The 26700-nt window shown below is 68.1% G+C and carries 27 protein-coding genes and 1 pseudogene; 12 read left to right on the top strand and 16 right to left on the bottom strand.

All coding sequences use genetic code 11. The features are described 5' to 3' along the window. Positions 1-909 (bottom strand): LysR family transcriptional regulator, encoded by a 909-nt coding sequence (locus DTS01S_RS09550; protein ID WP_016445247.1) that lies wholly within the window; start codon positions 907-909, stop codon positions 1-3. 116 nt (positions 910-1025) lie between these two features. On the opposite strand from DTS01S_RS09550, the gene DTS01S_RS09545 reads away from it, so the two are divergent. The 4 genes from DTS01S_RS09545 to DTS01S_RS09530 all read left to right on the top strand — a co-directional run bounded on the left by DTS01S_RS09545 (position 1026) and on the right by DTS01S_RS09530 (position 5233). Then, on the top strand, positions 1026-2513 hold the full coding sequence (locus tag DTS01S_RS09545; RefSeq protein WP_061287645.1) for an amidase: 1488 nt from the start codon (positions 1026-1028) through the stop codon (positions 2511-2513). A gap of 102 nt (positions 2514-2615) precedes the next feature. Beyond that, on the top strand, positions 2616-3602 hold the full coding sequence (locus DTS01S_RS09540) for a Bug family tripartite tricarboxylate transporter substrate binding protein (RefSeq protein ID WP_061287644.1): 987 nt from the start codon (positions 2616-2618) through the stop codon (positions 3600-3602). A 180-nt stretch (positions 3603-3782) separates the two neighbouring features. After that, on the top strand, positions 3783-4979 hold the full coding sequence (locus tag DTS01S_RS09535; protein WP_016445250.1) for an aminotransferase-like domain-containing protein: 1197 nt from the start codon (positions 3783-3785) through the stop codon (positions 4977-4979). Beyond that, on the top strand, positions 4976-5233 hold the full coding sequence (locus tag DTS01S_RS09530) for a SlyX family protein (protein ID WP_016445251.1): 258 nt from the start codon (positions 4976-4978) through the stop codon (positions 5231-5233). Before DTS01S_RS09535 ends, DTS01S_RS09530 begins: the two co-directional genes overlap by 4 nt. A 52-nt stretch (positions 5234-5285) precedes the next feature. Here DTS01S_RS09530 and DTS01S_RS29475 read toward each other — a convergent pair whose 3' ends face one another. From DTS01S_RS29475 to DTS01S_RS09510, 5 genes are all read right to left on the bottom strand, one after another. After that, positions 5286-5420, bottom strand: coding sequence for a DUF3149 domain-containing protein (locus DTS01S_RS29475; RefSeq protein ID WP_016445252.1), 135 nt, complete (start codon positions 5418-5420; stop codon positions 5286-5288). A gap of 141 nt (positions 5421-5561) precedes the next feature. Then, complete coding sequence (locus DTS01S_RS09525; RefSeq protein WP_043789674.1) at positions 5562-6023, bottom strand: type II toxin-antitoxin system YhaV family toxin; 462 nt, start codon at positions 6021-6023, stop codon at positions 5562-5564. Next, the gene (locus DTS01S_RS09520) at positions 6023-6343 is read right to left on the bottom strand and encodes a type II toxin-antitoxin system PrlF family antitoxin (protein WP_017404436.1); all 321 of its coding nucleotides are present in this window, start codon (positions 6341-6343) and stop codon (positions 6023-6025) included. The genes DTS01S_RS09525 and DTS01S_RS09520 overlap by 1 nt, the downstream gene beginning before the upstream one ends. Positions 6344-6416: 73 nt before the next feature. Continuing rightward, a complete protein-coding gene (locus DTS01S_RS09515) occupies positions 6417-7844 on the bottom strand; it encodes a M20 family metallopeptidase (RefSeq protein ID WP_016453036.1) in 1428 nt (475 codons plus the stop codon). Further along, positions 7841-8869, bottom strand: a complete 1029-nt coding sequence (locus DTS01S_RS09510; RefSeq protein ID WP_017404435.1) for a tripartite tricarboxylate transporter substrate binding protein BugE — start codon at positions 8867-8869, stop codon at positions 7841-7843. The genes DTS01S_RS09515 and DTS01S_RS09510 overlap by 4 nt, the downstream gene beginning before the upstream one ends. Positions 8870-9058: 189 nt before the next feature. Between DTS01S_RS09510 and DTS01S_RS09505 the strand changes: the two genes are divergently transcribed. Then, positions 9059-10048 (top strand): LysR family transcriptional regulator, encoded by a 990-nt coding sequence (locus DTS01S_RS09505; RefSeq protein WP_016453034.1) that lies wholly within the window; start codon positions 9059-9061, stop codon positions 10046-10048. A 109-nt stretch (positions 10049-10157) separates the two neighbouring features. Beyond that, positions 10158-10706: a DUF2721 domain-containing protein gene (locus tag DTS01S_RS09500; protein ID WP_016445256.1), complete on the top strand. Its 549-nt coding sequence runs from the start codon at positions 10158-10160 to the stop codon at positions 10704-10706. A 43-nt stretch (positions 10707-10749) separates the two neighbouring features. Here the strand turns inward: DTS01S_RS09500 and DTS01S_RS09495 are convergent, their stop codons facing one another. Continuing rightward, positions 10750-11655, bottom strand: coding sequence for an HTH-type transcriptional regulator ArgP (locus tag DTS01S_RS09495; protein WP_017404434.1), 906 nt, complete (start codon positions 11653-11655; stop codon positions 10750-10752). 71 nt (positions 11656-11726) lie between these two features. On the opposite strand from DTS01S_RS09495, the pseudogene DTS01S_RS09490 reads away from it, so the two are divergent. Next, a pseudogene (locus tag DTS01S_RS09490) lies at positions 11727-12353 on the top strand (LysE/ArgO family amino acid transporter); the annotation flags it as partial. Positions 12354-12397: 44 nt separating this feature from the next. Here the strand turns inward: DTS01S_RS09490 and DTS01S_RS09485 are convergent. Together DTS01S_RS09485 and DTS01S_RS09480 are read right to left on the bottom strand one after the other, a co-directional pair. Beyond that, positions 12398-12706 (bottom strand): hypothetical protein, encoded by a 309-nt coding sequence (locus DTS01S_RS09485; protein ID WP_016445259.1) that lies wholly within the window; start codon positions 12704-12706, stop codon positions 12398-12400. Between the two features lie 56 nt (positions 12707-12762). Beyond that, positions 12763-13251 (bottom strand): Lrp/AsnC family transcriptional regulator, encoded by a 489-nt coding sequence (locus tag DTS01S_RS09480; protein WP_017404432.1) that lies wholly within the window; start codon positions 13249-13251, stop codon positions 12763-12765. Between the two features lie 97 nt (positions 13252-13348). On the opposite strand from DTS01S_RS09480, the gene DTS01S_RS09475 reads away from it, so the two are divergent. Further along, entirely contained in the window at positions 13349-14257 is a 909-nt protein-coding gene (locus DTS01S_RS09475; protein ID WP_026062138.1) for an EamA family transporter, read from the top strand. 93 nt (positions 14258-14350) lie between these two features. Here the strand turns inward: DTS01S_RS09475 and DTS01S_RS09470 are convergent, their stop codons facing one another. Next, positions 14351-15136, bottom strand: a complete 786-nt coding sequence (locus DTS01S_RS09470) for a MetQ/NlpA family ABC transporter substrate-binding protein (protein ID WP_017404430.1) — start codon at positions 15134-15136, stop codon at positions 14351-14353. 198 nt (positions 15137-15334) lie between these two features. Between DTS01S_RS09470 and DTS01S_RS09465 the strand changes: the two genes are divergently transcribed. Beyond that, positions 15335-15553, top strand: a complete 219-nt coding sequence (locus DTS01S_RS09465; protein ID WP_017404429.1) for a DUF3820 family protein — start codon at positions 15335-15337, stop codon at positions 15551-15553. Positions 15554-15593: 40 nt separating this feature from the next. Here the strand turns inward: DTS01S_RS09465 and DTS01S_RS09460 are convergent, their stop codons facing one another. Continuing rightward, the gene (locus tag DTS01S_RS09460) at positions 15594-16934 is read right to left on the bottom strand and encodes an aminotransferase-like domain-containing protein (protein ID WP_017404428.1); all 1341 of its coding nucleotides are present in this window, start codon (positions 16932-16934) and stop codon (positions 15594-15596) included. Between the two features lie 102 nt (positions 16935-17036). Between DTS01S_RS09460 and DTS01S_RS09455 the strand changes: the two genes are divergently transcribed. Beyond that, entirely contained in the window at positions 17037-17522 is a 486-nt protein-coding gene (locus tag DTS01S_RS09455; RefSeq protein ID WP_026062137.1) for a PaaI family thioesterase, read from the top strand. A gap of 64 nt (positions 17523-17586) precedes the next feature. Here the strand turns inward: DTS01S_RS09455 and DTS01S_RS09450 are convergent, their stop codons facing one another. From DTS01S_RS09450 to mfd, 4 genes are all read right to left on the bottom strand, one after another. Beyond that, positions 17587-18123 (bottom strand): hypothetical protein, encoded by a 537-nt coding sequence (locus DTS01S_RS09450; protein ID WP_017404426.1) that lies wholly within the window; start codon positions 18121-18123, stop codon positions 17587-17589. A 306-nt stretch (positions 18124-18429) separates the two neighbouring features. Continuing rightward, entirely contained in the window at positions 18430-19143 is a 714-nt protein-coding gene (serB, locus tag DTS01S_RS09445) for a phosphoserine phosphatase SerB (protein ID WP_016445267.1), read from the bottom strand. A gap of 135 nt (positions 19144-19278) precedes the next feature. Then, positions 19279-19944 (bottom strand): hypothetical protein, encoded by a 666-nt coding sequence (locus tag DTS01S_RS09440; protein WP_034363124.1) that lies wholly within the window; start codon positions 19942-19944, stop codon positions 19279-19281. Between the two features lie 16 nt (positions 19945-19960). Then, complete coding sequence (gene mfd / locus DTS01S_RS09435) at positions 19961-23455, bottom strand: transcription-repair coupling factor (RefSeq protein WP_016445269.1); 3495 nt, start codon at positions 23453-23455, stop codon at positions 19961-19963. A 161-nt stretch (positions 23456-23616) separates the two neighbouring features. Between mfd and ispD the strand changes: the two genes are divergently transcribed. Together ispD and ispF are read left to right on the top strand one after the other, a co-directional pair. Next, on the top strand, positions 23617-24447 hold the full coding sequence (gene ispD / locus DTS01S_RS09430) for a 2-C-methyl-D-erythritol 4-phosphate cytidylyltransferase (protein ID WP_046238331.1): 831 nt from the start codon (positions 23617-23619) through the stop codon (positions 24445-24447). Positions 24448-24463: 16 nt separating this feature from the next. After that, complete coding sequence (gene ispF / locus DTS01S_RS09425) at positions 24464-24943, top strand: 2-C-methyl-D-erythritol 2,4-cyclodiphosphate synthase (RefSeq protein ID WP_013803157.1); 480 nt, start codon at positions 24464-24466, stop codon at positions 24941-24943. Positions 24944-25045: 102 nt separating this feature from the next. Here ispF and DTS01S_RS09420 read toward each other — a convergent pair whose 3' ends face one another. After that, positions 25046-26548, bottom strand: a complete 1503-nt coding sequence (locus tag DTS01S_RS09420) for an ATP-binding protein (RefSeq protein ID WP_012204699.1) — start codon at positions 26546-26548, stop codon at positions 25046-25048. Positions 26549-26700 lie beyond the last annotated feature (152 nt).

Genomic DNA, 26700 nt, shown 5'->3' with positions numbered 1-26700 from the left:
TTACCCGGGAGGCAGCAGCTCCCGCAGATGCTCCACGAAGGCCCGCACTCCCTTGGACAGCGTGCGGCCTGCCAGCGTCTGCAGCTCGATGGCGCGTGCATTCATGCCGCGTTCGCGTATGGGCACCGCATGCAGTTCGCCACGGCGCACACGCTCGCGCATGGTGACCTCACCACCCAATGACAGGCCGCCGCCATGCAGCACGAAGTGCACCAGGGTCTCGAACTGGCCGCTGACCAGGGCAGGCTCGAACACCAGGCGCCGGTGGCTGCAGGCAATGTCGAACAGCTGGCGCGCGGTGTTGGCGTCCTCGGGCAGGGCAATGGCATGGGGATGCATCTGGGCCAGGGTGATGCTGGCATGCCGGGCCAGTGCGTGGTCGGGCCGCATGATGGCGACCACGGGCGAGACCTGGCGGTGCCAGACCTCGATATCGCGTGCCGCCGCACGGCTGTAGGTCAGGCCGACATCGGCCTCGCCGCCCAGCACGGCCTGGGTCACGGCGGCAGGTGCTTCCACGCGCAGGTGGAACTGCATGCCCGGGTACTGTTCACGAAACAGCGCCATGGCGCGCGGCAGGAATTCGATGGCAAAGCCGCCCGAGCTGCACACGCGCACCACGCCCCGGCGCAGGCCCTGCAGGGCCTCGATGTCCGAGACCACGCGGTCGGCCTCCAGCGCACCGCGGCGCGCGTGGGCGGCCAGCAGCTCGCCTGCCGGGCTGGGCGCCATGCCGCGCGGGCGGCGCTCGAACAGCGGCACGCCCAGCATCTCTTCCAGACCGGCGACCTGGCGGCTCACGGCCGAGGGCGAGACGTTGAGCCGCGCGGCGGCATCGCTGACCGAGCCGCTGCGCACCACTTCGAGAAAGTAGCGCAGGGCCGTGTCCTGAAGGCGGTTGGAAAGCATGTGGCTCCCATTTATGGTTTGCGGAAAACGCAACGATAAGCCGAGAAAATGGCGATTGTCGAAATATTTGCGCCTGCTTATGCTGACTTCGTTCTGTCACGAAAACGAGGAAATCCATGGAGTCAAGCACAAGCGCCGCTGCGCTGCAGCCGGGTCTGGCCACCGGGGGCGGTGCCGTGGTGGAGATGTCGGCCGTCGCGCTGTCCAAGGCCATCCACGGCCGCGAGCTGTCCTGCCTGGAAGTGCTGGATGCCTACTGCGCCCAGATCGACCGGCTCAACCCCGTGGTCAACGCGCTGGTGGCTCCGCTGGACCGGGACTGGCTGCGCGGCCGCTCCCGCGAGCTGGATACGCTGCTGGCGCGCGGCCAGAGCCTGGGGCCGCTGCACGGCTTTCCGCAGGCGCCCAAGGACATCATGCCGGCCGCAGGCATGGTCACGACCAAGGGATCGCCGATCTTCGCGAACCAGCTGTCGCAGGCCGATTGCGTGGTGTTCGAGCGCATGCGCGCAGGCGGTGCGCTCTTCGTGGCACGCAGCAATTCGCCCGAGTTCGGCCTGGGCGGGCATACCTACAACCCGGTCTACGGGACCACGCGCAATGCCTTCGATCCTTCGCGATCGGCAGGCGGCAGCAGCGGCGGGGCGGGCGTGGCCGTGGCGCTGCGCATGCTGCCCGTGGCCGATGGCTCGGACATGATGGGCTCGCTGCGCACGCCGGCCGCCTTCAACCATGTCTACGGACTGCGCACCTCGGTGGGCTGCGTGCCGCATGGCCCCTCGGAAGAGGTGTTCTTCCAGCAGTTCAGCGTCGCCGGCCCCATGGCGCGCGACATCCCCGACCTGGCCCTGCTGCTGTCCGTGCAGGCAGGCTTTGATGCGCGCCTGCCACTGACCCGCCGCAGCGAGCCGCCCCAGGACTGGACCGCGCAGCTGCAGCGCGACTGCAAGGGCCTGCGTATCGGCTGGCTGGGGGACCTGGGCGGGCACCTGCCCACCGAGCCTGGCCTGCTGGAGACCTGCCGCGCGGCGCTGCAGCATTTCAAGACCATCGGCTGCACGGTGGAAGAGGCCGTGCCGGCCTTCGACTTCGAACGCCTGTGGCGCGCCTGGATCGACCTGCGCAGCTTCAGCGTGGCCGGTGCCAACGCCGCCCTGTACCGCGACCCGGTCACGCATGCCCTGCTCAAGCCCGAGGCCGTCTGGGAAATCGAGCGCGGCCTGGCGCTGCCGGCCATGGCCGTCTATGACGCGGCGCGCGTGCGCTCGGCCTGGTATGAAACATTGCGCCGCCTGTTCGACAGCTACGACTTTCTGGTGCTGCCTTCCGCCCAGGTCTTTCCCTTCGACGCAGCGCTGGACTGGCCTCACGCCGTGGACGGCCGCGAGATGGACACCTACCACCGCTGGATGCAGACCGTGGTGCCTGCCACCATGGCCGGCCTTCCGGCCCTGGCCGCGCCTGCGGGCTTCGGGCCGCAGGGCTTGCCTGCCGGGCTGCAGATCATCGGCCCGGCGCAGGCCGACCTGGCCGTGCTGCAGATCGGCCATGCCTATGACCAGGCCAGCGGCTTGTCGCGCGTGCGCAGCCCGCTGCTCGACTGAAGACTGACGACTGACGACTGACGACTGACGACTGACGACTGAATTGCCGCATTGAGCTTGTTCCCAGGTTCCCGTTCCCTCGTTCCCCAGGAGATCCGTGCCATGGCCTTGTCCCGTTCCCGTTTTCTGTCGTGCCTGATGGCCGGCGCCGCTGCGCTTGCCTTGCCCTTGGCGCATGCCCAGGCCCAGTCCTACCCGGATCGCCCGATCAAGCTGGTCGTGCCCTTTGCGCCCGGCGGCGCCACCGACATCCTGGGCCGCCTGCTGGCCACATCGCTGGGAGAGCGCCTGGGCCAGCCCGTGGTGGTGGAAAACCGTCCCGGCGCGGGCACCGTGGTGGCTGGCGCGCTGGTGGCCAAGGCGCCGCCCGATGGCTACACGCTGCTGCTGGGCGCCAGCACCACGCTGACGCTGAACCCCGTGATCCGCAACCCGCTGCCCTACGATCCGCTGCGCAGCTTCACGCCGCTGGGCCTGGTGGCCGACATGGGGCTGGTGCTGGTGGCGCACAACGAAACGCCTGCACGCACCCTGCCTGAACTCGTGGCCCTGGCCAAGACCGATCCGGACAAGCTGTCCTACTGCTCCTTCGGCACGGGGTCGTCGGTGCACTTCGGTGGCGAAATGCTCAAGACCGCCACGGGCATGCGCATGGTGCACGTGCCCTTCAACGGCAGCTCGCCCAGCCTGACCGCGCTGATGGGCGGCCAGGTGCAGGTGGCCGTGGACACGGTGGTGGCCACCACGCCGCTGATCAAGGCCGGCAAGATCCGTCCCATCGCAGCGCTGGGCCCGCAGCGCCTGCCCCTGCTGCCCCAGGTGCCCACCGTGGCCGAAAGCGGCTACCCCGGCTTTGCCATGGACACCTGGTTTGCCTTCCTTGCACCGGCCGGCCTGCCCGCTCCCATCCAGAAGAAGCTGGAAAAGGCGCTGGCTGACACCATGGCCGAGCCGGCCATGAAGAAGAAGCTGGTGGACATCGGCCTGTCGCCCGCATGGGGTCCGGGCAGCGCGCTGCAGGAGCGCATAGAGCGCGAACTGCCGCAGATGCGCGCCGTGGCCGCCAGGGCCGACATCAAGGTGGATTGAACGCAGCTGCCTTCCGGGAGAGAGGGGGCAGAGATGGCGTCGTCCCCCTTGGGGGGGCGCCGTGCAACGGGAAGGCGCGAAGCGACTCAGGGGACTTCTAATCGTGCAGGAAAGCTGCGGCAGGATTGGCGACAATGCAGGCTTCGCCTTTTCATCGCATCGACAACGAGAATCCTGCCCATGCAATTCGCCGACCGTCTGAACAACGTAGAAACCTCCGCCATCCGCGAGCTGTTCAAGCTGCTGGGCAAGCCCGGCATCATCAGCTTCGCGGGTGGTTTCCCGGACAGCGCCATGTTCGACGTGGCCGGCATCAGCGCCGCCTCCCAGGCAGCGCTGCAGCAGGAGCCGGGCGCGGCGCTGCAGTACGGCGCCACCGAGGGCTACCAGCCGCTGCGCGAGCAGATCGCCGCCTTCATGGCCGGCAAGGGCGTGCGTGAGCTGGCCCCCGAGCAGCTGGTGGTCACCACGGGCAGCCAGCAGGCGCTGGACCTGCTGGGCAAGACCATGATCAACCCCGGCGACAAGGTCATCGTGGAAGGCCCGACCTTCCTGGCCACCATCCAGTGCTTTCGCCTGTACGGCGCGCAAGTCATCAGCGCGCCCATCGATGCCGAAGGCGCCCAGGTCGATGCGCTGGAAAAGCTCATTGCCGAGCACCGCCCCAAGCTGGTCTACCTGATCCCCACCTTCGGCAATCCCAGCGGCGCCATGCTGAGCCTGGAGCGCCGCAAGAAGGTGCTGGAGCTGGCCGTCAAGTACCAGACCCTGGTGGTGGAAGACGATCCCTACGGCGACCTGTATTTTGGCGAGGCGCCACCTCCCAGCCTGCTGGCCCTGTCCAGCCAGGTGCCCGGCAGCCGCGATTGGCTGGCGCACTGCGGCTCGCTGAGCAAGGTGCTCAGCCCCGGCCTGCGCATCGGCTGGCTGGTGGCCCCGCCCGAGCTGCTGGCCCGCGCCGTGATGTGCAAGCAGTTCAGCGACGCCCACACCAGCACCTTTGCCCAGGCCACGGCCGCGCAGTACCTGAAGTCCGGCGCCATGCCCGCCACGCTGGCCCATGTGCGCGAGGTCTATGCGCGCCGCGCCAAGGCCATGGGCGATGCGCTGCGCGAGCACCTCGGCGATGCCGTGGAATTCCTGCAGCCCCAGGGCGGCCTGTTCCTGTGGGTGCGCCTGACCGGCAAGGGCGGCGCGCTGGCCGATGCCGGCGAGCTGGCCAAGCGGGCCATCGCCCAGGGCGTGGCCTTTGTGCCGGGCGCGCCGTTCTTCGCGCAAAACCCCGATGCCACCAGCTTCCGCCTCTCGTTCGCCACGGCCGACGAGGACAAGATCCGCGAAGGCATCGCCCGCCTGGCCCAGGCGCTCAAGGCGTGAGCGTGGCTGGGGACAACGAGCGCAGCGGCGAACGCGACGAGGCCCAGGCCCTGCAGGCGCGCGTGATGGAGCTGGAGATCAAGGCCAGCTACACCGACGACCTGCTGGAGCAACTGAACCTGACCATCTACCGCCAGCAGCAGCAGATCGACCGGCTCCTGGACGAGCTGCGCGACCTGCGCCGACGGGTGCCGGAGGGCGGGCCTGCTGGCGGTGCGACCCATCTGCGCGACGAGCTGCCCCCGCACTATTGAGTGCGCAGGGCTGCATGCGAATGCCCAGGCCAGGCCCTGCCTGGGCATCTTTTCATTCAAGCGGCTTGTTGGCCACGTGCTTCATCTTGCCCAGGAACAGGCGCAGGAAAAAGCCCGCCATGATCAGGATGAAGACGATGACGCCCAGGCTCATCAGCCCGTAGTCGGTGGAAAAGAGATCGATCATCAGCTTCACAAGTCCTCCTGTGGTTTGTAGGTATCGGTGGGGTCCCGATCCGACTATCGCCGTGGCATGGCGTGGAGGGCTTGTGATGGGTCAACGCGGCGGCGGGGCGGGTTTGCGGCAGCGCAAAGGCCGGGTGCCCGGCTACCGCGGGCCAGCGTGCCAATGTTCCGTGCTGGCCGCTTTCAGATCTTCCCAATCGTCGGGCGGATGGCCGCGTCCGAGCATTTTTTCGAAAACTGCATAGGGGTCGGACGCGCTGCCCGACGAGCGAAGGGTCTGCTCGTCGTTGACCCATGCGAAGACGATCACCCTGGAGCGGGAGTCGTACCGGAAGAACAGCCTGAACCTTCTGCCGATCTTGGCCCGCCGCCAGTGGCGGTGGCTGGCTCCCAGCGTATTGCCCTGGCGGTATTCGTCGCGTGAGGGATCGCCGGGAATCACTTCCAGCATCAACTGGCTCAGAGCCCTGAACAGTTTGACGTTGGCATTGGAGCCGAAGTCTTGCGGACTGTTGTGCTCTGCGCGTCGGGCGGCCTGGTGCAATTTGCGCAACTGTTCCACCACGCAGTCATGGAACAGCAGGGTCCAGCCGTGGCGCTGCATCAGATCACCACATCGCCCTGGATATCGTCATCCAGGTCCACCGTACGACCTGCGAGCGCAAGCATGTCGCGGGCCAGGTCGTCGGGCAGGCTCTGGAGCCTTTGGCCGGACTGGATATCGGCAGCCAGCAGATCGAGGAAGGCCGCTATGGCGGGGTCCTGATGCCCTTCTTCGGCGCGGCTGACAACGACCAGGCCATCCTCGCGCAGTCGGAATGCAATCTTGCCGCCCGCATCGACGCCCAAGGCCTGGCGTATGGGCTTGGGCAGCGTGACCTGGCCCTTGGAGGTGAGGGTGGCCAGTTCATGGATGTCGGGCATGGCGCAATCCTTCACAAATGACTTGGGAGATGAGTGTAAGGAATTTTCCTTACATTCGTCGATGCCAAGGACATCACCCTCGCATGAACGGCAAGGGCACCTCCGCAGGAATCGGGCAGGCATAGGGCCTGCCGCCGCGGCGCTCGAGCAGCTCCGCCTTTGCCTCGGCCATGCGCTCGGGCCGCTGCAGCAGGGCGATGGCGGTGGCGGCCATCACCTGGGCGGCGCGCACCATGCCGGCGTGGGCCAGGCCGGACTGGCCCTGCGAGACCATCTGCCAGGAGTGCAGCGGCGTGCCGAAGGCGTAGCAGGCCACCCAGGCCTGGACGGTGGGCGTGATCCAGCTCACATCGGCCACGTCGGTGGAGCCGAACAGGGTGCCCTCCACAGCGGGGTCGTAGGGCGCCAGGCCCTCGAACACGGCCGGCACCTTGCCGCGCAGCACGCTGGCCAGCGGGCGGCTGACCTGGTCTACGTCATTGCTGTCCAGCGTAGCCTGGAAGTCTCCGGCCAGGCTGTGCAGTCCGGGGTCCACGCGCAGCGGGCCCAGGGCCTGCATCTGTTCGTACATGACCTGGTTCAGCGTGCGGTTCTGCAGCAGGTTGGAGCAGGCCTTGTCGAAGACGATCTCCAGCCGGCAATCCGTCATCAGCGCTGCGCCGCGCGCCACGTTCTGCACGCGCTCGTACAGTGCGGCCGCCTCGTGGTTGCGCGCGGCCCTCACCAGGTACAGCACCTCGGCGCGCGCCTGCACCACGTTGGGCGACAGGCCGCCCGAGTCGGTGATGGCGTAGTGCACGCGCGCATCGGTGGGCATGTGTTCGCGCAGGTAGTTCACGCCCACGTTCATCAGCTCCACGGCGTCGAGCGCGCTGCGGCCCAGGTGGGGGGAGTGCGCGGCATGCGAGGCCTTGCCGTGGAAGACGAACTTCGCCTGGATATTGGCCAGCGTGCTCTGGCTGAACACGCCGGAGAAGCTGGCCGGGTGCCAGGTCAGCGCCGTGTCCACATCGTCGAAGACCCCGGCGCGCGCCATGAAGGTCTTGCCCGATCCGCCTTCTTCGGCCGGGCAGCCGTAGTAGCGCACGCGCGCCTTGGCGCCGCTGCGGCGCAGGTGCTCCTGCAGCGCGATGGCCGCGAAATGCGCCGAGGTGCCCAGCAGGTGGTGGCCGCAGCCGTGGCCAGCCAGGCCCGGGCTGTCGGTGGACGGCGTGCAGACCAGGGCGCCGCTTTGCTGGTTCAGGCCCGACAGTGCGTCGTACTCGCCCAGGAACGCCAGCACCGGGCCCTCGTCGCCCCATTCGGCCAGAAAGGCGGTGGGAATGCCGGCCAGGGCGCGTGTGATGCGAAACCCGGCCTGCTCCAGCGCATCGATGTGCAGCTGGGCCGAAGCCGTCTCGGCATAGCGCAGCTCGGCCAGCGACCAGATGCTGTCGGCCAGGGCCGCCATGCGCGCGGACTGCTGCTGGAAGAAATCCTGGAGATGATCGACCGCGCTCATTCCGGCTTCACTCCTGCCTTGTCCAGCAGCGCCTTGTTGCGCTGCAGTTCGCTGGCGATCTGGGCAGGGAAGCGGCCCTGGTCCATCTCGGTGACCGATGCGCCCAGCAGCTTCAGGTGCTTTTGCACCTCGGGCAGGCGCACGGCCTTCGTGGACGCTTCCTGCAACTGCCGGACGATGGCAGGCGGCGTGCCGGCCGGCACGACCAGGCCGAACCAGCTGATGCCCAGCTCGTTGAGCTGCGCATAGCCCAGCTCCTTGAAGGTGGGTACATCGGGCAGATCGGGCGAGCGGCTGTCGCCCGACAGTGCCACGGGGATGAGCTTGCCACCCTTGATCTGGGGCATGGCCGAAGGCAGCTGATCGGTCATCACCTGCACCATGCCCGCCAGGGCGTCGTTGAGGGCCGGGCCGTTGCCGCGATAGGGCACGATCTGGATCTGGGTCTTCATGGTCTCGTTGAAGGACGCCACCATCAGATGGCCCAGCGTGCCCAGGCCCGGCACGCCCGCACTGTAGGCGCCGGGCTGGGCGCGCAGCCTGGCCAGGAACCCCGCGAAATCCTTGACGCCCATCTTGGGATGGACCATGTAGACCGATGGCATGGTCACCAGGTTGGCCACGGGCAGGAGCCTGCCTTCCAGCCTGGCGGCGCGCGTGTACAGCGAGGGGTTGATGGTGGCCGTGCTCACCGTGGCCATGCCGATGGTGTATCCGTCTGGCGCGGCCTGGGCAATGCTTTCGGTACCGATCAGGCCGCCCGCGCCGGCCTTGTTGTCCACCACCACGGGCTGGCCCAGCGTGCTGCGCAGGCCTTCGGCGATCACGCGCGCGACGATGTCGGTGGAGCCGCCGGCCGCAAAGGGCACGATGAGCTTGACGGGCTTGCTCGGATAGGCGTCGGCCGCATGGGCCGTGCGGGCCAGGGTGAGGCCGCACAGCGCGGCGCAAAGGCCCGCGCCCAGGGAAAGCAGGGTGCGGCGCGGCAGGTGAGAGAGAGGCTGTAAGAGGGGCTTGGCTTGCATGGCATGGACTCCATCGACGGGGAGGGAGCCGCAGCCTGGGCCGTGCCGGCTCCCGATGCAGGCGACTATAGAAATACTGCCGCCCGCGTGGGCCACGGTATTTGTGCCAAGCTATAAGCCGTTCCGATAGCTTGCCCTTCGCCGCCTGTGGCGTGCCAGGGCCTGCCTGGGGAAAACACCGAGATTCCCATGAGCCACGATTTTGACGACCGCGAAGGCCTGGACGATGCGGCCACGCCCCAGGGCCGGCTGCTGTTCTCGCGCCTGACCAAGCATGTGCGCCTGCGCCAGCTGCAGCTGCTGGTGGCGCTGCAGCAATGCGGCTCGGTGGTGCAGGCCGCCGCCACGCTGCACATGAGCCAGTCGGCCGCCACCCAGGCGCTGGCCGAGATGGAGCGCGTGCTCGACATCCGCCTGTTCGAGCGGCATGCGCGCGGCATACGCCCCACGCTGGCCGGCCAGACCCTGGTGGACACGGTGCGCGGCGTGCTGGCCGCGCTGGAGGAGGTGGCGGAATCGCTGGCCGCCATTCGCCGGGGCGCCGCGGCCGCGCTGCGCCTGGGCGCCATTCCGGCGGCGGCCCTGGCCATTCTTTCGCCCCTGCTGGCGCGGTTCTATGCCGAACACCCCGAGGTGCATGTCGATGTGCACGAAGACGCCAGCACCCGGCTGCTGTCCCAGCTGCTGGGCGGCGGGCTGGACGCGGTGTTCTGCCGCGAGCCGGCGCTGCTGCCCGGCCCCTTCGTCTTCGAGCCGCTGCTGGCCGACACGGCCGTGGTGGTGGCCGCACGCTCGCATGCACTGGCCGGGCGCCGTGGCGTGCCGCTGCAGGCCTTGACCGGCGCGCGCTGGGTACTGCCCACGGCCAACATCGCCGTGCGCGGGATTTTCGAGGCCGAGGTGCTCCAGGCACTGCCCGATGCGCCCTGGTTTCCCGTCTCCACCGTTTCCCTGCCGATACTGGAAGGCCTGTTGAGCCAGCCCGGCGCCGTGGCCCTGGTGCCGCTGAGCATCGCGCCGGGCCTGCAGACCCATGCGCGCGTGTGCCGGCTCGACGTGCAGCTGACGGGCCGGCTGGCGCCGCTGGGCGTGGTCCGCCGCCGCGACCGGGCGCCCGCCCTGCTGGACCAGATGCTTTCGCTGTGCGCGCAGGTTCTGCCGGCACCCCCGGCGCGCTGAAAGCGGGCGACATGGCTTCTTGCGGCCCCCGGTTGCGGCCACAATACTGTCCGCGCGAAAACACGGCAGCACGGCCGGACCAGACAACAGAAAGCACGCAGAGGACCGCATGATCAATTGGTCGCTAGACGCCGATACCGTCACCCACAGCATCCAGCTGGCGCTGGCGCCGGTGTTCTTCCTGACGGCCGTGGCCGGCATGATAGGCGCCGTGGCCGGGCGGCTGGCCCGCATCATCGACCGCGCGCGCAAGCTGGAGGAACTGCTGCGCACGCCGCAGGAGGAGGAATTCATCGCGCGCAGCCTGACCGAGCTGCACTTTCTGCGCAAGCGCGGCCGGCTGGCCAATGTCTGCATAGGGCTGCTGACCGTCTGCGGCTTTTGCATCGGCCTGACCATTGCCCTGCTGTTCCTGGGCGAGGCCTACGGCATCAACGGCCATGGCTATGCGGTGCTGGGCTTTCTGTTCGGCGTGCTGATGTTTCTCTCGGCCCTGGCCTGCTTTCTCTGGGAAACCATCATGGCCACCAGCCTGCTGGACTTCCACACCCTGACCCGCGTGCGCGCGGCCGTGCGCACCATACAGCGGCCGGAACGCAACGACCAGGCCCAGGCTGAGCCGTCCACCCCGGCAGACGACACCGGCCGCCAGCCCTGAGCCGGGCGCGGACGGCGCCGCCGTCGCCATCGCCGTCGCCCATTCACTCCATCGGATCCAGGCAGGCCGCCGCGGCCTGGATCACGCAGTCCGTCAGGCGCTGCAGGCTGGCCTGCGCATTGCGCGCATGGGCCCAGTACATGGGAATGTCCAGATCGTTGCCGGGCAGCAGCTCCACCAGGCTGCCTTCGGCCAGTTGCGCGCCGATCATCAGCGGCGGGTGCATGCCCCAGCCCATGCCCAGCTCGCAGGCCCGCGTATAGCCCTGGTTGGACGGCAGAAAGTGGCGCGGCGTGCTGCGCCGGCCTTCCGCGCCCAGGCGCTGCAGCCACTGGTCCTGCAGGCTGTCCTTGCGGCCGTAGCTCATCATGGGCGTGCGCGCCATGGCCTCGGGCGTGATGCCGTCCTTCAGGTAGCGGCGGATGAAATCGGGACTGGCGGCCGCCACGTAGCGCATGCGTCCCAGCGGCCAGGTGTTGCAGCCCGGAATGGCCGAGGACGTGGCCGTGACGGCGGCCAGCACCTCGCCCTCGCGGATGCGCTTGGCCGTGTGGTCCTGGTCGTCGATGCTGATGTCCAGCAGCTCGTTGCCGTCGCGCGTGAAGGCGGACATGGCGTCCATGAACCAGGTGGACAGCGAGTCGGCATTGACGGCCAGCTTGAGCGTGGGCAGGGCCGTCTGGCCCTCGGGCACCAGTTCGGGGTTCTTGCGGCGCAGGTCGTTTTCCAGCAGGGCGACCTGCTCCACATGCAGGCACAGGCGGCGGCCTGCCTCCGTGCCTGAACAGGGCTGGCCGCGCAGCACCAGCACCTGGCCCACGCGCTCTTCCAGCAGCTTGATGCGCTGGGAGACGGCCGAGGGCGTGACGTGCAGCTTGCGCGCCGCGCGTTCGAAGCTGCCTTCGCGCACCACGGCTGCCAGGGCTTCGAGTCCGGCGTAGTCGAGCATTTAGATATTCTTCATTTGATTGAGTAAATGTAATTTTACTTAACCATTTGCGAGCCAGACAATCCCTGCCCATGTGGACTGCAAATGTTTCTTCTTCCTGGCTGGCGGGCTTCACGGTCTGCCTGTCGCTCATCGTCTCCATCGGAGCCCAGAACCTGTATGTGCTGCGCCAGGCCGTGCACGGCCAGCATGTACGCGCCTGCGTGGCATGGTGCGTGGTCAGCGACGTGGTGCTCATCGGCCTGGGCGTGGCGGGCATGGCCCGGCTGCTGGGCGACAACCCCGATCTGGCCCGCTACCTGACCCTGGGCGGCGCCCTGTTCCTGCTGGCCTACGGCCTGATGGCGCTGTGGCGCATGGCCATGGCGCCCGATGCGCAGCTGGCCGCCTCGGGCGGGCAGCTGGCGCCGCGCGGCCTGCTGGGCGTGGTCTCCACGCTGGCCGTTATCACCTTGTTCAACCCCCATGTCTATCTGGACACGGTGCTGCTGATGGGCTCCATCGGCGCGCGCCAGGAAGGCGCGCTCAAATGGGTGTATGTGATTGGCGCCGCTTCGGCCAGCCTGTCATGGTTCGTGCTGCTGGCCTTTGCGGGCCGCCGCCTCAGGCGCCTGTTCGAGAAGCCGCGTGCCTGGCGGATTCTCGATGGCCTGACGGGGGTGATGATGCTGGCGCTGGCCTGGTGGGTGGCCGGCAGCGTCTGGGCGCCGGCCGGGGCCTGGGCCGGCCAGAAGCGGCAGGCTCAGCCCGCCGCCTGCTCCGGCTCCGGTGCCCAGGTGCCCACGGCCTCGATGAGGTTCCAGCTGTTGCACTCGATGCAGTAGTGGCCGGTGGTGCCGGTCTTCTGGCTCTCGGCCTCGATCACCACGCGGTGACCATGGCGCTGGGCCGGCGACAGCGGACGGATCTTGTCGTACTTGAACTGCTCTGCCAGATCGCCGCGAAAGGCGATGGTGATGCGGTCGCGCTTGGGGAAATAGTCGTTCTCGTACTTGTCGAGGGTGCGGATGGCCACCAGATTGGCCATGCTGTCCGGATGCGGTGCGCTCATTGAAGTCTCCCTGCCTGTGATGGCGTTCTATGTTCAAAACGATCTGATGACGGTGGTCAGGCATCCGTGGCTTGCGGCTGCAGCGGTAGCTGCAGCCCGGTCTTGACGCGTTCCAGCGCTATCGAGGTGGTGTAGCGCCGGATGTTGTCGTCCCCCGCAAACAGCCGAGCCGCCAGCGCCTGGTACTCCTCCATATCGGCAGCCGTGACGATCAATGAATAGTCGGCTTCACCGGTCACGTAATAACACTGCTGTACCGCGTCCTCCCGATCCACGCGTGCGCGAAAGGCCTGCGACAGATCGGGGCGCTCGTTGACCAGCTGCACGTTGATGAGCACGGTCAGCGGCCGGCCTATGCGCGCCGGATCGACCACGGCCACGTTGGCCGCGATCACGCCCAGCTCCTGCAGCCGCTTGATGCGCCGCTGCACGGCCGGCGCGGAAAGGTGCACGCGCTCGGCGATGAGGCGCTGTGGCGTGAGGTTGTCGCGCTGCAGCACGTCGAGAATGGCGCGGTCGAAGGAGTCCAGGGCGATGGCGGGCATGGGCGGCTGGCGGCGAGAAGAGGAAAAGAGCGAATATTGCGTGAAGCGGCTCAAAAACGAGCTGTTTGCGCGGTGCGCTTGCAATATCGTACGCGCCATGACAACAAACATCACATGGAACCGCGCCTGGCCGCTGCTGGCCGTGCTGGGCTCGGTGACGGCGCTGGGCGTGGGAACGTCACTGGCCAAGCAGCTTTTTCCGGTGCTGGGTGCCCAAGGCACCTCGGCATTGCGCGTGGGCTTTGCCGCGCTGATCCTGGTGGCCATCTGGCGGCCCTGGCGCTGGACGCTGGCGCGGCCTCAGGCCTGGGCGCTGCTGCGTTTCGGCGTGGCGCTGGGCGCCATGAACCTGCTGTTCTACATGGCGCTGCGCACCATTCCCTTCGGCCTGGCCGTGGCCATCGAGTTCTCGGGGCCGCTGGCCGTGGCCATCTACCACTCGCGCCGGCCCGTGGATTTTGTCTGGCTTGCGCTGGCGGTGGCGGGGCTGGCACTGATCCTGCCCATAGGCGGTGCCAGCGCCAGCGCCGGCGCCCTGGTGCTGGAGCCCGTGGGCATTGCCTGCGCCGTGGGCGCCGCCATCTGCTGGGCGCTGTACATCCTGCTGGGCCAGCGGCTGGGCAGCATTCCCAGCGGCCAGGCCGTGTCGCTGGGCCTGGTGTTCGCCGCCATGGTGGTGGTGCCCTTCGGCGTGGCCGAGGCGGGGGCCAAGCTGCTGCAGCCATCCATACTTCTTTTCGGGTTGATGGTTGCGGCCATCTCCAGCGCCTTGCCCTACACGCTGGAGATGATGGCGCTGCGCCGCCTGCCGCCCGCCACCTTCGGCATCGCGCTGGCAACGGAGCCCGCGATAGCCGCCCTCATGGGCATGCTGCTGCTGCATGAGCAACTGGTGGGAACGCAGTGGCTGGCCATTGCCTGCATCATGGGCGCGGCCATGGGCAGCGCCATCACGCGGCCGGCTGCTGCGGCCAAGGCGCCGGCGGAGGTGGCCTCCGCAGGCTGAGGCAAGGAATGCCAGCCACAAAAAAAGCGCTGCCCCGGCAGCGCTTTTTTTTTCGCAACGGTCGCAGCCGGCAAGGCTGCGGCCACCTCGCATTCAGAACGCGGGAACGACGGCGCCCTTGTACTTCTCGACGATGAACTTCTTCACATCAGGCGTGTGCAGTGCGTTCATCAGCTTGGCGATGTTGGGATCGTTGGCGCGGTCCTGGCGCGACACCACGATGTTGGTGTAGGGCGAGTCGGCACCTTCGATGAACAGCGCATCCTTGGTGGGATTGAGCTTGGCCTCGATGGCGTAGTTGGTGTTGATCAGCGCCAGGTCCACATCGCCCAGTGCGCGCGGCAGCAGCGGGGCTTCGAGTTCCTTGAACTTGAGCTTCTTGGGGTTCTTGGCCACATCCAGCGGCGTGGGCGTCAGGCTCTTGGGGTCCTTGAGCTCGATCAGGCCCTGCTTGGCCAGCAGGATCAGGGCGCGGCCGCCGTTGGAGGGGTCGTTGGGGATGGCAATGGTGGCGCCGTCCTTCAGGTCCTTGACGTTCTTGATCTTCTGCGAGTAGCCGCCGAAGGGCTCCACATGGACCTTGCCATTGGGCACGGCCACCAGCGAGGTCTTGCGGTCCTTGTTGTAGCTGTCCAGGTAGGGCTGGTGCTGGAAGAAGTTCACGTCCAGCTGCTTGTCCTCGACGGCCGCATTGGGCTGCACGTAGTCGCTGAATTCCTTGATCTGCAGATCGATGCCCTGGGCCTTCAGCGCGGGCTTGATGTGATTGAGGATTTCTGCATGCGGCACGGCCGTGGCACCGACCTTGAGCACGTCGGCGGCCTGGGCTGTCAGTGCCAGCGTGGCAATCGCGATTGCGGAGAGGGCTTTCTTCAACATGACCGGAGGACTTTCTTCAACGGGTTGCGATAAAACGCCGCCGGCCCGGGAGAACGGCTCCGCGTCGGGCTTGGCGGCAGGCAGGCGCATAGTCTAGTGCTGCGCCAGGGGCCGCGTTGAACATTTTTGATATTTGGTTATAAGGCTGTGGTTTTTTATGCGGATTCTTGCGATGGCGCAGCGCGTACCATCGCCGCCATGGACTCCGAAATGCTGCAAAAGCTGGTGCAGGTGCAAATGCCCTATGGCAAGTACAAGGGCCGGCTGATCGCCGATCTTCCCGGCAACTATCTGAACTGGTTCGCACGCGAGGGCTTTCCCAAGGGAGAGCTGGGCCAACTGCTGGCGCTGATGCAGGAGCTGGACCACAACGGCCTGTCGCACCTGCTGCAGCCGCTGCGCGACGGGCGGCGCTGAAGCGCAAGGCCGCTGAACCGGGCCCTGGCCCGGCACAGGCTCAGGGCGGAAAGCCTTCCACGGTATCCCGCAACTGAACGAGTACGGCCTCCAGTTGCGGCAGAGGCACCGAACCCAGTCCCAGGCGCAGCGCATGCGGGGCATGGGGAGTCGTTGCGTAGGCGTGGGCCTGCGATACGGCGATGCCGCACTGGGCCAGCGCCGTGGCCACCCGGTCCATCCGCAGCTCCCCGGGCAGGCGCAGCCAGAGGAAGAGCGAGCAGGGGTGGGCCAGCATCTGCATTCCTGCCAGCGCCTTGCGCGCAATCGCCTGCCGGCGCCGTGCCTCCTGCCGCATGCGTTGTTCCTGCTGCCGCACGGAGCCGCTGGCCATCCAGCGCGTGGCCATGGCCGTGACCAGGCCCGGCATGCTCCAGTGGCTGGCGCGCACCACGGCCTTGACGCGGCCTGCCCATGCCTGGGGCACCACCATGAAGCCGAAGCGCAACCCGCTGGCCACGCTTTTCGAGAGGCTGGAGACGTGAATGCAGCGCTCTGGCGCCAGCGTTGCGAGGGCTGCGGGCGCCTTGCCTGCCAGAAAGGCATAGGCAGCATCCTCGATCAGCAGGCAATCGTGGCGCCTTGCGATCTCCACCAGGCGCTGGCGCTGCGCCAGCGGCATCACCCATCCCAGGGGGTTGTGCAGCGTGGGCATGGCATGGATGGCGCGTATGCGCCGGCGTGCGCACAGCCGCTCCAATGCATCGAGGTCGGGACCCTCGTCAAGGGCAGGGACCGGCTGGAGGTCCAGGTCCTGGAGCTCGGCCAGCATCCTGAAGCCCGGGTAGGTCAGCGCGTCCACGGCCACCGCATCGCCGGGCCGCAGCAGCGCACGCACGGCAATGTCCAGTCCTTGCTGCGCGCCGTTGACCAGGAAGATGCGTTCCGGCTCGGCAGCCAGGCCGCGTTCGCGGGCAAGGAAGTCGGCCACGATGCGCCGCTCGTGCAGCCGGCCGCCGGGCGGCTGCTGGTGCATGAGCGCAGCCAGGTCGCCCGAAGCAGCCAGCTCGCGCAGCATGGAGCGCAACAGCCCGGCCTGCCCCGGCCAGGTGGGATGGTTGAAGGACAGGTCGGCCGTATCCGAACTCAGGCGGGATTCGTCGCCGCCATCCCATTCGCGCTGCTGCGGCCGATCCCGCACAAAGGTGCCGCGCCCGGTTTCGCCGATGACCAGGCCGAGGGAGGCCAGCCGCGCATACACCTTGCTGGCGGACGCCACGGCCATGCCATGGCGGGCCGCGAGGTCGCGGTGCGTGGGCATCAGCGTGCCGGGGGCGAGCCGGCCGGCGCGGATGTCTTCGGCCAGCCGTTCAGTCAGCAGAGCAACGCGAGAGGCAGCCATGGAGTGTAGTTAGGACAATTTTTTGATTGTTCCAGTCTAGGTCATCACACTGGCGAGACGGGCATTCCCGGGCCTTGCCCTCCCGCTCCAGACAGGAAATCCATGCATCTTCCCCGCACTTATCTCCCCGTGCTCGACTATCTGCAGCGGCAGATCGAAGGGCGGCTTGCCGCAGACGAGGCCACGCACATGCGCTATCCGACCGCGATCTCGCAGATGCTGGGGTTTCGCATAGTGGCCGTCGGCGAAGCCATGGCCGTCGTGGAGTTCGACGCCGATGCGCAGCGCCATGGCAACCAGCAGGGCACGGTCCATGGCGGGATGCTGTGCGAACTGGCCGATGCTGCCATAGGCACGGCGCATTCCACTTTGATGGAGCCAGGCCAGAGTTTCACCAGCATCGACCTGAAGGCGGCCTTCCTGCGCCCGGTCTGGCGCTCCAGGCTGTGCGCGCGGGCGTGGGCCGAGCACCGTGGGCGCACGATCAGCCACTACCGCTGTGAAATCGAGCGTGATGATGGCAAGACCGTTGCGAGCATCGCCAGCGCCGTGATGACGCTGCGTGGAGAGCATGCGCAAGGCCGTTGAAGCAGGCCGCTGGACAAAACAGAAAGGCCGCGACAGGCGCGGCCTTTTGCAAGGAGCAGGCGGTTTACTTGGCGGCGGCGCGGGCGGCTTCTGCCTTGGCCTTGGCTTCATCGGCCTTGCGCTGCAGCTCGGCTGCCTCGGTTTCGGCGGCCTTGGCCTTGGCTTCGGCCTCCTTGGCGGCAGCGTCCTTTTCAGGGGTCATGGCGCCGGCCAGCGCATTGCCGGCCATGGAGCCGGCAACGGCGCCCACGGCGGCGGCGCCCAGCGTGCCCATCATGCCCGGGCCTGCAGCACCTGCACCTGCAGTGGCAGGTGCCGCTGCCGGAGCGGCGGCTGCGGCGGGCGCGGCCGGCGTTGCTGGCGTGGCAGGAGCTGCCGGGCTGGCAGGCGTTGCCGCCTTGCTGGCGGTGGGCGCCGCAGGCGCTGCGGGCTGGGCAGGGGCCTTGCCGATCGACGCCGGGCGCACGGACTTGCCGCCGCTGCCCATGCGCTTGGCCTGGGCCAGCGTGGGCACGGTCAGCGAGGCAATGGCCAGGGCGATCACGGAGGCAGTGGTGCGGAACGAAGTCTTCACGAAGGTTTTTCCAATCATGGTGGTCATGTGCACGGTCGGCGCAGGCGGGCCTGCGCCGGTCGGAGCGCCACAGGCCGCCCGTCTGCGGGCAGGCCTGCGGCCTTGGGTGTCACATGGGGATGGGGCAGGAGATTCCAAGCACCGGCATGCGGATACGCCGGTGTGCAGCCTGCTGTTGTAGGAGAGCCACCGGCGCTGAGGCGGTGGCCTATGGGGCTGCATCAAGCATTGTAGAAAAGACCGGGGCCTGCCGGAAAAGCAAGCCCACAAAACATTCTCAGCTATTGATTGCGGAGCAGTGCAGCGGCCTGCGCCAGCCCCCGCCGCCGGTTTTCAGCGCAGCACTTCCAGCAGGCGGTCCAGGCCGCCTTCGGTGATGGAGACCTTGGCCTCGTTGCGCACGCGCGGCTTGGCGTGGTAGGCCACGGACAGGCCTGCGACCTGCATCATGGGAATGTCGTTGCTGCCGTCGCCCACGGCGATGCACTGGTCGGGGCGAATGCCCAGCAGCGAGGCGACTTCCAGCAGCGTGCGGCGCTTTTCGGCGCCGTCGCAGATGTCGCCCCAGGGCTGCTCGATCAGGCCGCCGGTCAGCGCGCCATCGCGCATCTCCAGCACGTTGGCACGCACGAAGTCGATGCCCAGCATGCCGCGCACGTGCTCGGCAAAGTAGGTGAAGCCGCCCGAGACCAGCAGCACCTTCAGGCCCGCAGCCTGGGCTGCGCGCACCAGGGTTTCGGCGCCCGGGGAGAGCTTCAGGCGCTCGGCCAGCACGCGGGCCATGTCGGCCTCGGTCACGCCGACGAGCTTGCCCACGCGCTGGCGCAGGCTGTCCTTGAAGTCGGTGATCTCGCCGCGCATGGTGGCTTCGGTGATGGCCGCGACCTCGGCCTTCTTGCCGGTGGCGTCGGCGATCTCGTCGATGCATTCGATGGTGATCAGCGTCGAGTCCATGTCGAACGCGATGAGCTTGTAGTCGGCCAGCTTCAGTGGCGGCTGGATGCCGCGGATCAGCAGTCCGGGCGCGAATTCGGTGACATCGGTCATGGGTGGGGCAGCAAAAAGGGACGGGCCGCCGGGCTGGCGGGTATCAGGCGCGAATCATATCCAGAGCCAGGGCCGCGCGGCGCAGTCACTGGCCTTGGCACTGCGGCGCGCCACGGCTTGTGCCTGGATGCGCCCTCAGGGCGCGGGCGGGCGGCGCAGGTAGATGGCGTCCGACCAGGTGGCCAGCCATTGGGGACGGAACACCACGAAGATGGCCGTCACCATGCCGGTGACCACGGCATCGCCCCAGGCCATGAGCCAGCGCGCAATGCGCGACAGGTCCTCGTTGACACCGGGAAGCGAGTGGCCTGCGGCCTGCGCCAGCAGGGCCGAGATGAAGACGCACAGCACCGTGCCCGCAAAGCCGCGCGCGAGGATGTAGACAAAGATCTGGTGCGGCAGCCAGCGCCGCAGCGCCGCACCCCAGAGCATGGCCAGCGTGGCGGGCACGATGCCCTGCCAGACCGAGATGCCCAGCGCATCTCCCCAGCCCAGGGCCGGCGACAGCAGGGCCGCCAGCCCGCCCACGACGAGCAGCAGCGGCACGGACAGCGGCCAGCCCAGCATGAGCACCACCAGCGGCGCCGAGGACCACTGCAGTTGCAGCGGCATGCGGTGCAGCGTGGGCAGGGCCCAGATCCAGGGCAGCAGCACGAGCACGCCCAGCAGCGGCGTGACCAGGGGCGAGGCCATGCGGTCCAGCGGCCCGCCCGGGCCCGGGCGGCCGGCCAGCATGCGCCAGGGGCGCAGCCACAGCGCGGCGGCCAGGGCCAGCAGGGCGATGCTCGCTTCGAGGAACATGGCTAGGACAACCCTTCTATGCGGGCTGGGCCGCCTTTGCCTCCACCAGCGGCTGGCCCAGGCTGCGCAGCACGTCGCGCACCATCTGGGCGCGGTCCTTGGGGTTGTCCAGGGCGCGCTCTATGCGCAGCTTCTCGTTGCCGGCCAGCTTGATGTGCTTGTTCTTCTGGATGAGGTGGATGATGGCCATCGGGTCCACCGGCGGCTGGGGCTTGAAGGTGATGTTGATCACGCCGGGCGCCGCATCGACCTTGACCACGCCGTAGGGCTGGGACAGCACGCGCAGGCGGTGCACGTCGATCAGCGTCTGCGCCTGGGGCGGCAGCTTGCCGAAGCGGTCCACGATTTCTTCGAGCAGGGTGTCGATCTGGTCGCTGGTGCGGGCCGTCGCCAGTTTCTTGTAGAAGGACAGGCGCAGGTGCACATCTCCGCAGTAGTCGCCCGGCAGCAGGGCCGGCGCGTGCAGGTTGATGTCGGTGGAGGCCGACAGCGGGCTGAGCAGGTCGGGCTCCTTGCCGGCCTTGAGGCTGCGCACGGCCTCGGACAGCATCTCGTTGTAGAGCTGGAAGCCCACCTCCATCATGTTGCCGCTCTGGTTCTCGCCCAGCACCTCGCCGGCGCCGCGGATCTCCAGGTCGTGCATGGCCAGGTAGAAGCCCGAGCCCAGTTCCTCCATCTGCTGGATGGCCTCCAGCCGCTGCTGGGCCTGCTTGGTCAGGCTGTCCAGGTCGGGCACCATCAGGTAGGCATAGGCTTGGTGGTGGCTGCGGCCCACGCGGCCACGCAACTGGTGCAGCTGGGCCAGGCCGAATTTGTCGGCGCGGCTGATGAGGATGGTGTTGGCGCTGGGCACGTCGATGCCGGTCTCGATGATGGTCGAGCACAGCAATATGTTGTAGCGCTGGGCCACGAAGTCACGCATGACGCGCTCGAGCTCGCGCTCGGGCATCTGGCCGTGGGCCACGGCGATGCGGGCCTCGGGCAGGATTTCCTCGAGCTTTTGCTTGCGGTTCTCGATGGTCTCGACCTCGTTGTGCAGGAAGTAGCACTGGCCGCCGCGCTTGAGCTCGCGCAGCACGGCCTCGCGGATCACGCCCGTGCCCTCGTTGCGCACAAAGGTCTTGATGGCCAGGCGCCGCTGGGGCGCGGTGGCGATGACGGACAGGTCGCGCAGGCCTTCCAGCGCCATGCCCATGGTGCGCGGGATGGGCGTGGCCGTCAGCGTGAGCACGTCCACCTCGGCGCGCATGGCCTTCATGGCTTCCTTGTGGCGCACGCCGAAGCGGTGCTCCTCGTCGATGATCAGCAGGCCCAGGTTCTTGAACTGCGTGGACTCGGACAGCAGCTTGTGCGTGCCCACGACGATGTCCACCGAGCCGTCGGCAATGCCCTTGACGGCCGCCGTGATCTCCTTGCCCGAGCGAAAGCGCGAGACTTCGGCCACCTTGATCGGCCACTTGGAGAAGCGGTCCACCAGGGTCTGGTAATGCTGCTCGGCCAGCAGCGTGGTGGGCGCGAGAAAGGCCACCTGCTTGCCGCCCGTGATGGCCACGAAGGCCGCGCGAAGCGCCACCTCGGTCTTGCCGAAGCCCACGTCGCCGCAGACCAGGCGGTCCATGGGCTGGGGGCTGATCATGTCCTGGATCACGGCGTGGATGGCGGCGCGCTGGTCCGCCGTTTCCTCGAAGCCGAAGTCGTTGGCGAATTGCTCGTAGTCCTGGGGCGAGTAGCGGAAGGCATGGCCCTGGCGTGCGGCGCGGCGTGCGTAGATGTTCAGCAGCTCGGCCGCGGAGTCGCGCACCTGCTCGGCCGCCTTGCGCTTGGCCTTTTCCCACTGCGTGCCGCCGAGCTTGTGCAGCGGCGCGTCCTCGGGTGAGACGCCCGTGTAGCGGCTGATCAGCTGCAACTGGCTGACGGGCACGTAGAGCACGGCGTTGCCAGCGTACTCCAGGTGCAGGAATTCCTGCACGGCCGGCGTGCCGTCGGGGTTCTTCTGGCCCATGTCCATGTGGACCAGGCCCTGGTAGCGGCCGATGCCGTGGTCCGAGTGCACCACGGGGTCGCCCACCTTGAGTTCGGACAGGTCCTTGATCAGTGCCTCGACATCGCTGACCTGCTCCTGCCGGCGGCGCCTGCGGCCCGTGGGGCTGGTGGCGAACAGCTCGGTCTCGGTGACGAAGTCCAGGCCTTCCTCCACCCAGGCGAAGCCGTTCATCAGCCCGGCCGTGGCAATGCCCACCTTCTCGCCCGCATCGCCCTGGAACTCGGCCAGCGAGTCGAAGACCGGCGGGTTCACGCCCGAGGCGCGGAAAAAGTCCAGCAGGCTTTCTCGGCGGCCATCGGACTCGGCCAGCAGCAGGATGCGGTGGGCGCTGGCGGCAATGTGCCTTTGCAGCCGCGCCAGCGGGTCCTCGGCGCCGCGCACCACGGACAGGTCCTCCAGCTTCTGGAAGATGGCGCTGTCTGCCACGTCCTCGGTGCCTGGGCGCAGCGCGAGCTGGGCGTGCTCCTTGGCGCGCGTGTAGAACTGGTCGGCGGACAGGAACAGCACCTCGGGCGGCAGGGCCGGGCGCTCGGGGTCGCCCTGCACCAGGCGGAAGCGCTCCTTGGTGTCCTGCCAAAAGCGCTGGAAGGCCGGCTCCAGGTCGCCATGCATCACCACGGTGGCATCGGCGCCCAGGTAGTCGAAGACGGTGGCCGTTTCGTCGAAGAACAGCGGCAGGTAGTACTCGATGCCGGCCGTGGCAATGCCCTGGCCCATGTCCTTGTAGATGCGGCTGCGCGTGGGATCGCCCTCCAGCAGCTCGCGCCAGCGCTGGCGGAACTTGGCGCGCGCGTCCTCGTCCATGGGGAACTCGCGGCCGGGCAGCAGGCGCACCTCGGGCACGGGGTAGAGGCTGCGCTGGGTGTCGGGGTCGAAGGTGCGGATGGAGTCGATCTCGTCGTCGAACAGGTCCACCCGGTAGGGCTGCAGCGAGCCCATGGGAAACAGGTCGATCAGGCCGCCCCGCACCGCGTACTCTCCATGGCTGACCACCTGGGAGACATGCTGGTAGCCGGCCAGGGTCAGCTGGGCCTTGAGTTTGGCCTCGTCCAGCTTCTGGCCGCTCTTGAACTCGAAGGTGTAGCCGGCCAGGAAGGAGGGCGGCGCCAGCCGGTACAGCGCGGTGGTGGCGGGCACCAGCACCACGTCGGCGCCATGCTCCTTGTCGCGCTGGTTGATGCGCCACAGCGTGGCCAGGCGCTCGCTGATCAGGTCCTGGTGGGGAGAGAAGCTGTCGTAGGGCAGGGTCTCCCAGTCGGGGAACAGCGCGCAGCGCAGGCCCGGGGCGAAGAAGGCCATCTCGTCGATCAGCCGCTGGGCATCCGAGGCGTCGGCCGTGACGATGGCCGTCACCCGGCCTGCCGCCTTCTCGCGCTCGCCCAGGCGGGCCAGCAGCAGGGCGTCGGCGCTGCCCACGGGGCGGGGCAGGGTGAAGCGTTTTCCGGGAGTGAGCTTGGGCAGTTCCATGGTGCTTGGACGTGGGCGCCGCAGCGCCTGGGCGAAGTAACGACAAAACCCCTCGGCACGCGCAGAGGGGTATCGAACCATTTTAGCCAGCACGCATGGCGGCCATGCAGGCATGCCCGCATGTCCATGGTGGCGCATGGCCGTCACTACAATGCGCCACCATGACAGATCTGCTTGCGGCGGCTGCGCCCGCGTCCCTGGAGCCGGCCCGCCTGTGGGCCTTGATCCCCTGCGCGGGCACGGGCTCGCGCGCCATCGCACCCGATGCGCCTGCGCCTGAATTGCCCAAGCAATACCACCTGGTGGCCGGTGCGCCCATGGTGGCGCACACGCTGGCCGCCTTTGCGGGTGCAACGCGCGTACACCACACGCTGGTGGTGATCGCGCCTGGCGACGACTTCTGGCGCCAGGGCCTGCCGGGCCCGTCGCCCACGCGCTACTCCACGGCGGCATGCGGAGGCGCCACGCGGGCCGAATCCGTGACCAACGGCCTGAAGGAGCTGCTGGCGCGCGGTGCGGGCGCGCACGACTGGGTGCTGGTGCACGACGCCGCGCGCTGCCTGGTGACGCCCGCGCTCATCGATGCCCTGATCGACGCCTGCGAGCACGATGCCGTGGGCGGCCTGCTGGCGCACAAGCTGCCCGACACGCTCAAGACGGCCGTGGCCGGGCCCAGCGGGGTGCGCGTGGCGGGCACGGTGGACCGCAGCGACAAATGGCTGGCGCAGACGCCGCAGATGTTCCGCATCGCGCCGCTGCTCGATGCGCTGCAGCACGCCGGCTCGGCCGTGACCGACGAGGCCAGCGCCATGGAGGCCGTGGGCCAGCGCCCGCGCCTGGTGCCCGGCGGCGCGCAGAACTTCAAGGTCACCTATCCGGACGATTTCGCGCTGGCCGCCGCCGTGCTGTCGCAGCGCGAGCGCAGCACCACGCTGGAGCGATACCGGGGCCAGCGCGACCATCCGCAGGCGTCGGGCAATCCATTTTTCTGAACCTGGAATGTTTCACATGAATTTTCGTATTGGCGAGGGCTGGGACGTGCATGCCCTGGTGCCCGGGCGCAAGCTGATCCTGGGCGGCATCGAGGTGCCGCACGAACTGGGGCTGCTGGGCCATTCCGATGCCGACGTGCTGCTGCACGCCATCACCGACGCGCTGCTGGGCGGCGCGGCGCTGGGCGACATCGGCCGGCATTTCCCCGACACCGACCCCGAATTCCGTGGCGCCGATTCGCTGGTGCTGCTGGTGGAAGCGGCGCGCCGCGTGCGCGCCACGGGGCTGGAGATTGGCAACATCGACAGCACCATCATTGCCCAGGCCCCCAAGCTGGCGCCGCACATTCCCGCCATGCGCGAGCGCATCGCCACGGCGCTGGGGCTGGCGCTGGACCAGGTCAACGTCAAGGCCAAGACGGCCGAAAAGCTCGGACCCGTGGGCCAGCAGCAGGCCATGGAGGCGCGCGCCGCCGCCTTGCTGTTCCGCGCCTGACCAGCGGGGTGCCATCCCCATGCAAAAGGCCCCGGCGATCGGTCAACGATCGCCGGGGCCTTTGTATCTGCCGAACGTATCTGCCGAACGCGCGCTGCGGGCTCAGTCCTCGCCGTCCAGGGCGCCGTCCTGCGCACGCGGGGGCAGCTGGCGCTTGATCTGCGGGCGCTGCAGACGCTGCTCGGGCTCGGCACCCTTGGCCACGCCCGAGGCACGCTGCAACTGCACATGGGCAACCAGCCCGCCCGTGGAGGAGTTGGACAGCGCAAACACGCCGCCCATGCGCTGCACCGTCTTGTCCACGATGGACAGGCCCAGGCCCGCGCCCGCTGCGGCCGTGCGCGCGGAGTCGCCACGGAAGAAGGGCTGGGTCAGGCTGGCGAGCTGCTCGGGCGGCACGCCACGGCCATGGTCGCGGATGCGGATCACCACCCAGCTTTCGCGTTCCGATGCCGTCACATCCACGTGGGTGGTTTCGGTCTCGGGCGTCTTGCCGTAGCGGCGTGCGTTCTCGAACAGGTTGGAGATCACGCGCGCCAGTTCCACCTCGTCGGCCAGCACATAGACGCCTTCGGGCACGGCCATGCTGATCTGCAGCTCGCGGTGGTCCTGCACCGCATAGACGCAGGAGGACACCACGGCATGCAGGTTCACCGGGTTGAGGGTGACATGGTCGGGGCGGGCGTAGTCCAGGAATTTGTCGATGGTGGCGTCCAGCTGCACGATGTCGGCCACCATGTGCTCGCGCGCCACGTCGTCCACCACGCTCATCTCGGTCTCCAGCCGCAGGCGGGCGAGCGGCGTGCGCAGGTCGTGGGAGATGCCAGCCAGCATCACCGCACGGTCCTGCTCCAGCTGGGCGAGTTTCTGCGCCATGCGGTTGAAGCCGATGTTGACCTCGCGGATCTCGCTGGTGACGGCTTCCTCGTCCAGCTGGCTGGCGTCGAAGTCGCCATCTCGCACGCGGTTGGCCGCATAGCTCAACTGCTTGAGTGGCCGGTTGATCAGGCGCGCGATGGCTGCCGCCCCCGCCAGGGACAGCAGGCCGGCCGTGATCAGCCAGATCAGCCAGGTGCGCCCGCTGGCTGGCGTGAAGCGCGAGCGGTCCATCAGCAGCCAGGTGCGGTCGCCATTGATGGTGAAGCCCACCCACAGCCCCGGTTCGCCATTGACGCTGCGCGCCACGATGGTGCCGTAGCCCAGGCGGCGCGTGAGCTCCTCGGTCAGGCGCTTGCCCAGCGTGCTCTGGTCCAGCAGCTCGAAGCTGTCGCCAGGCTCGCGCGGCAGAATGCGCACGCCTTCCTGGTCGGCCATGGTCTTGATCAGCGAGACGCGGTTGATGGCATCCGAATGCACCAGGGCCGCGCGGCTGAGGTTGACCAGCGAGGCGATCTGCTGGGCGGTGTGCAGCGTGCGCGGCTCGAATTCGAAGGCGCGCAGCGTCTGCAGCCACGCCAGGATGCTGCCCACCAGCAGCAGGGCCAGCAGGCAGAAGGTACGCCAGAAAAGATTGAGTCCCAGCGGAGAGCGCGCAGTCATGCGCCGCTCGTAGTCGAGCGGCGCAGGGCTGGTGGCGTCATGGGGCGGGACGGTGAAGGAACTCATGGAAGCGGTTCGTCATTCTAGGGGCCGGCTGCGAGATTACGCCTGTGCCGGCCAGCCTGCGTTACCGGTTGTCTCGGTCGACAGGGTGAGGTTTTGGCGCTGCGCATTGTCAACGGCACATAAAACGTTACGGCCCCAACCCAGGGACGCCG

The sequence above is a fragment of the Delftia tsuruhatensis NBRC 16741 genome (assembly GCF_001571325.1).
In the GTDB taxonomy this organism is placed as follows: domain Bacteria; phylum Pseudomonadota; class Gammaproteobacteria; order Burkholderiales; family Burkholderiaceae_C; genus Comamonas; species Comamonas tsuruhatensis.
Note: the sequence above shows the minus strand (reverse complement) of the source record. Positions and strands in the feature narration are given on the sequence as shown.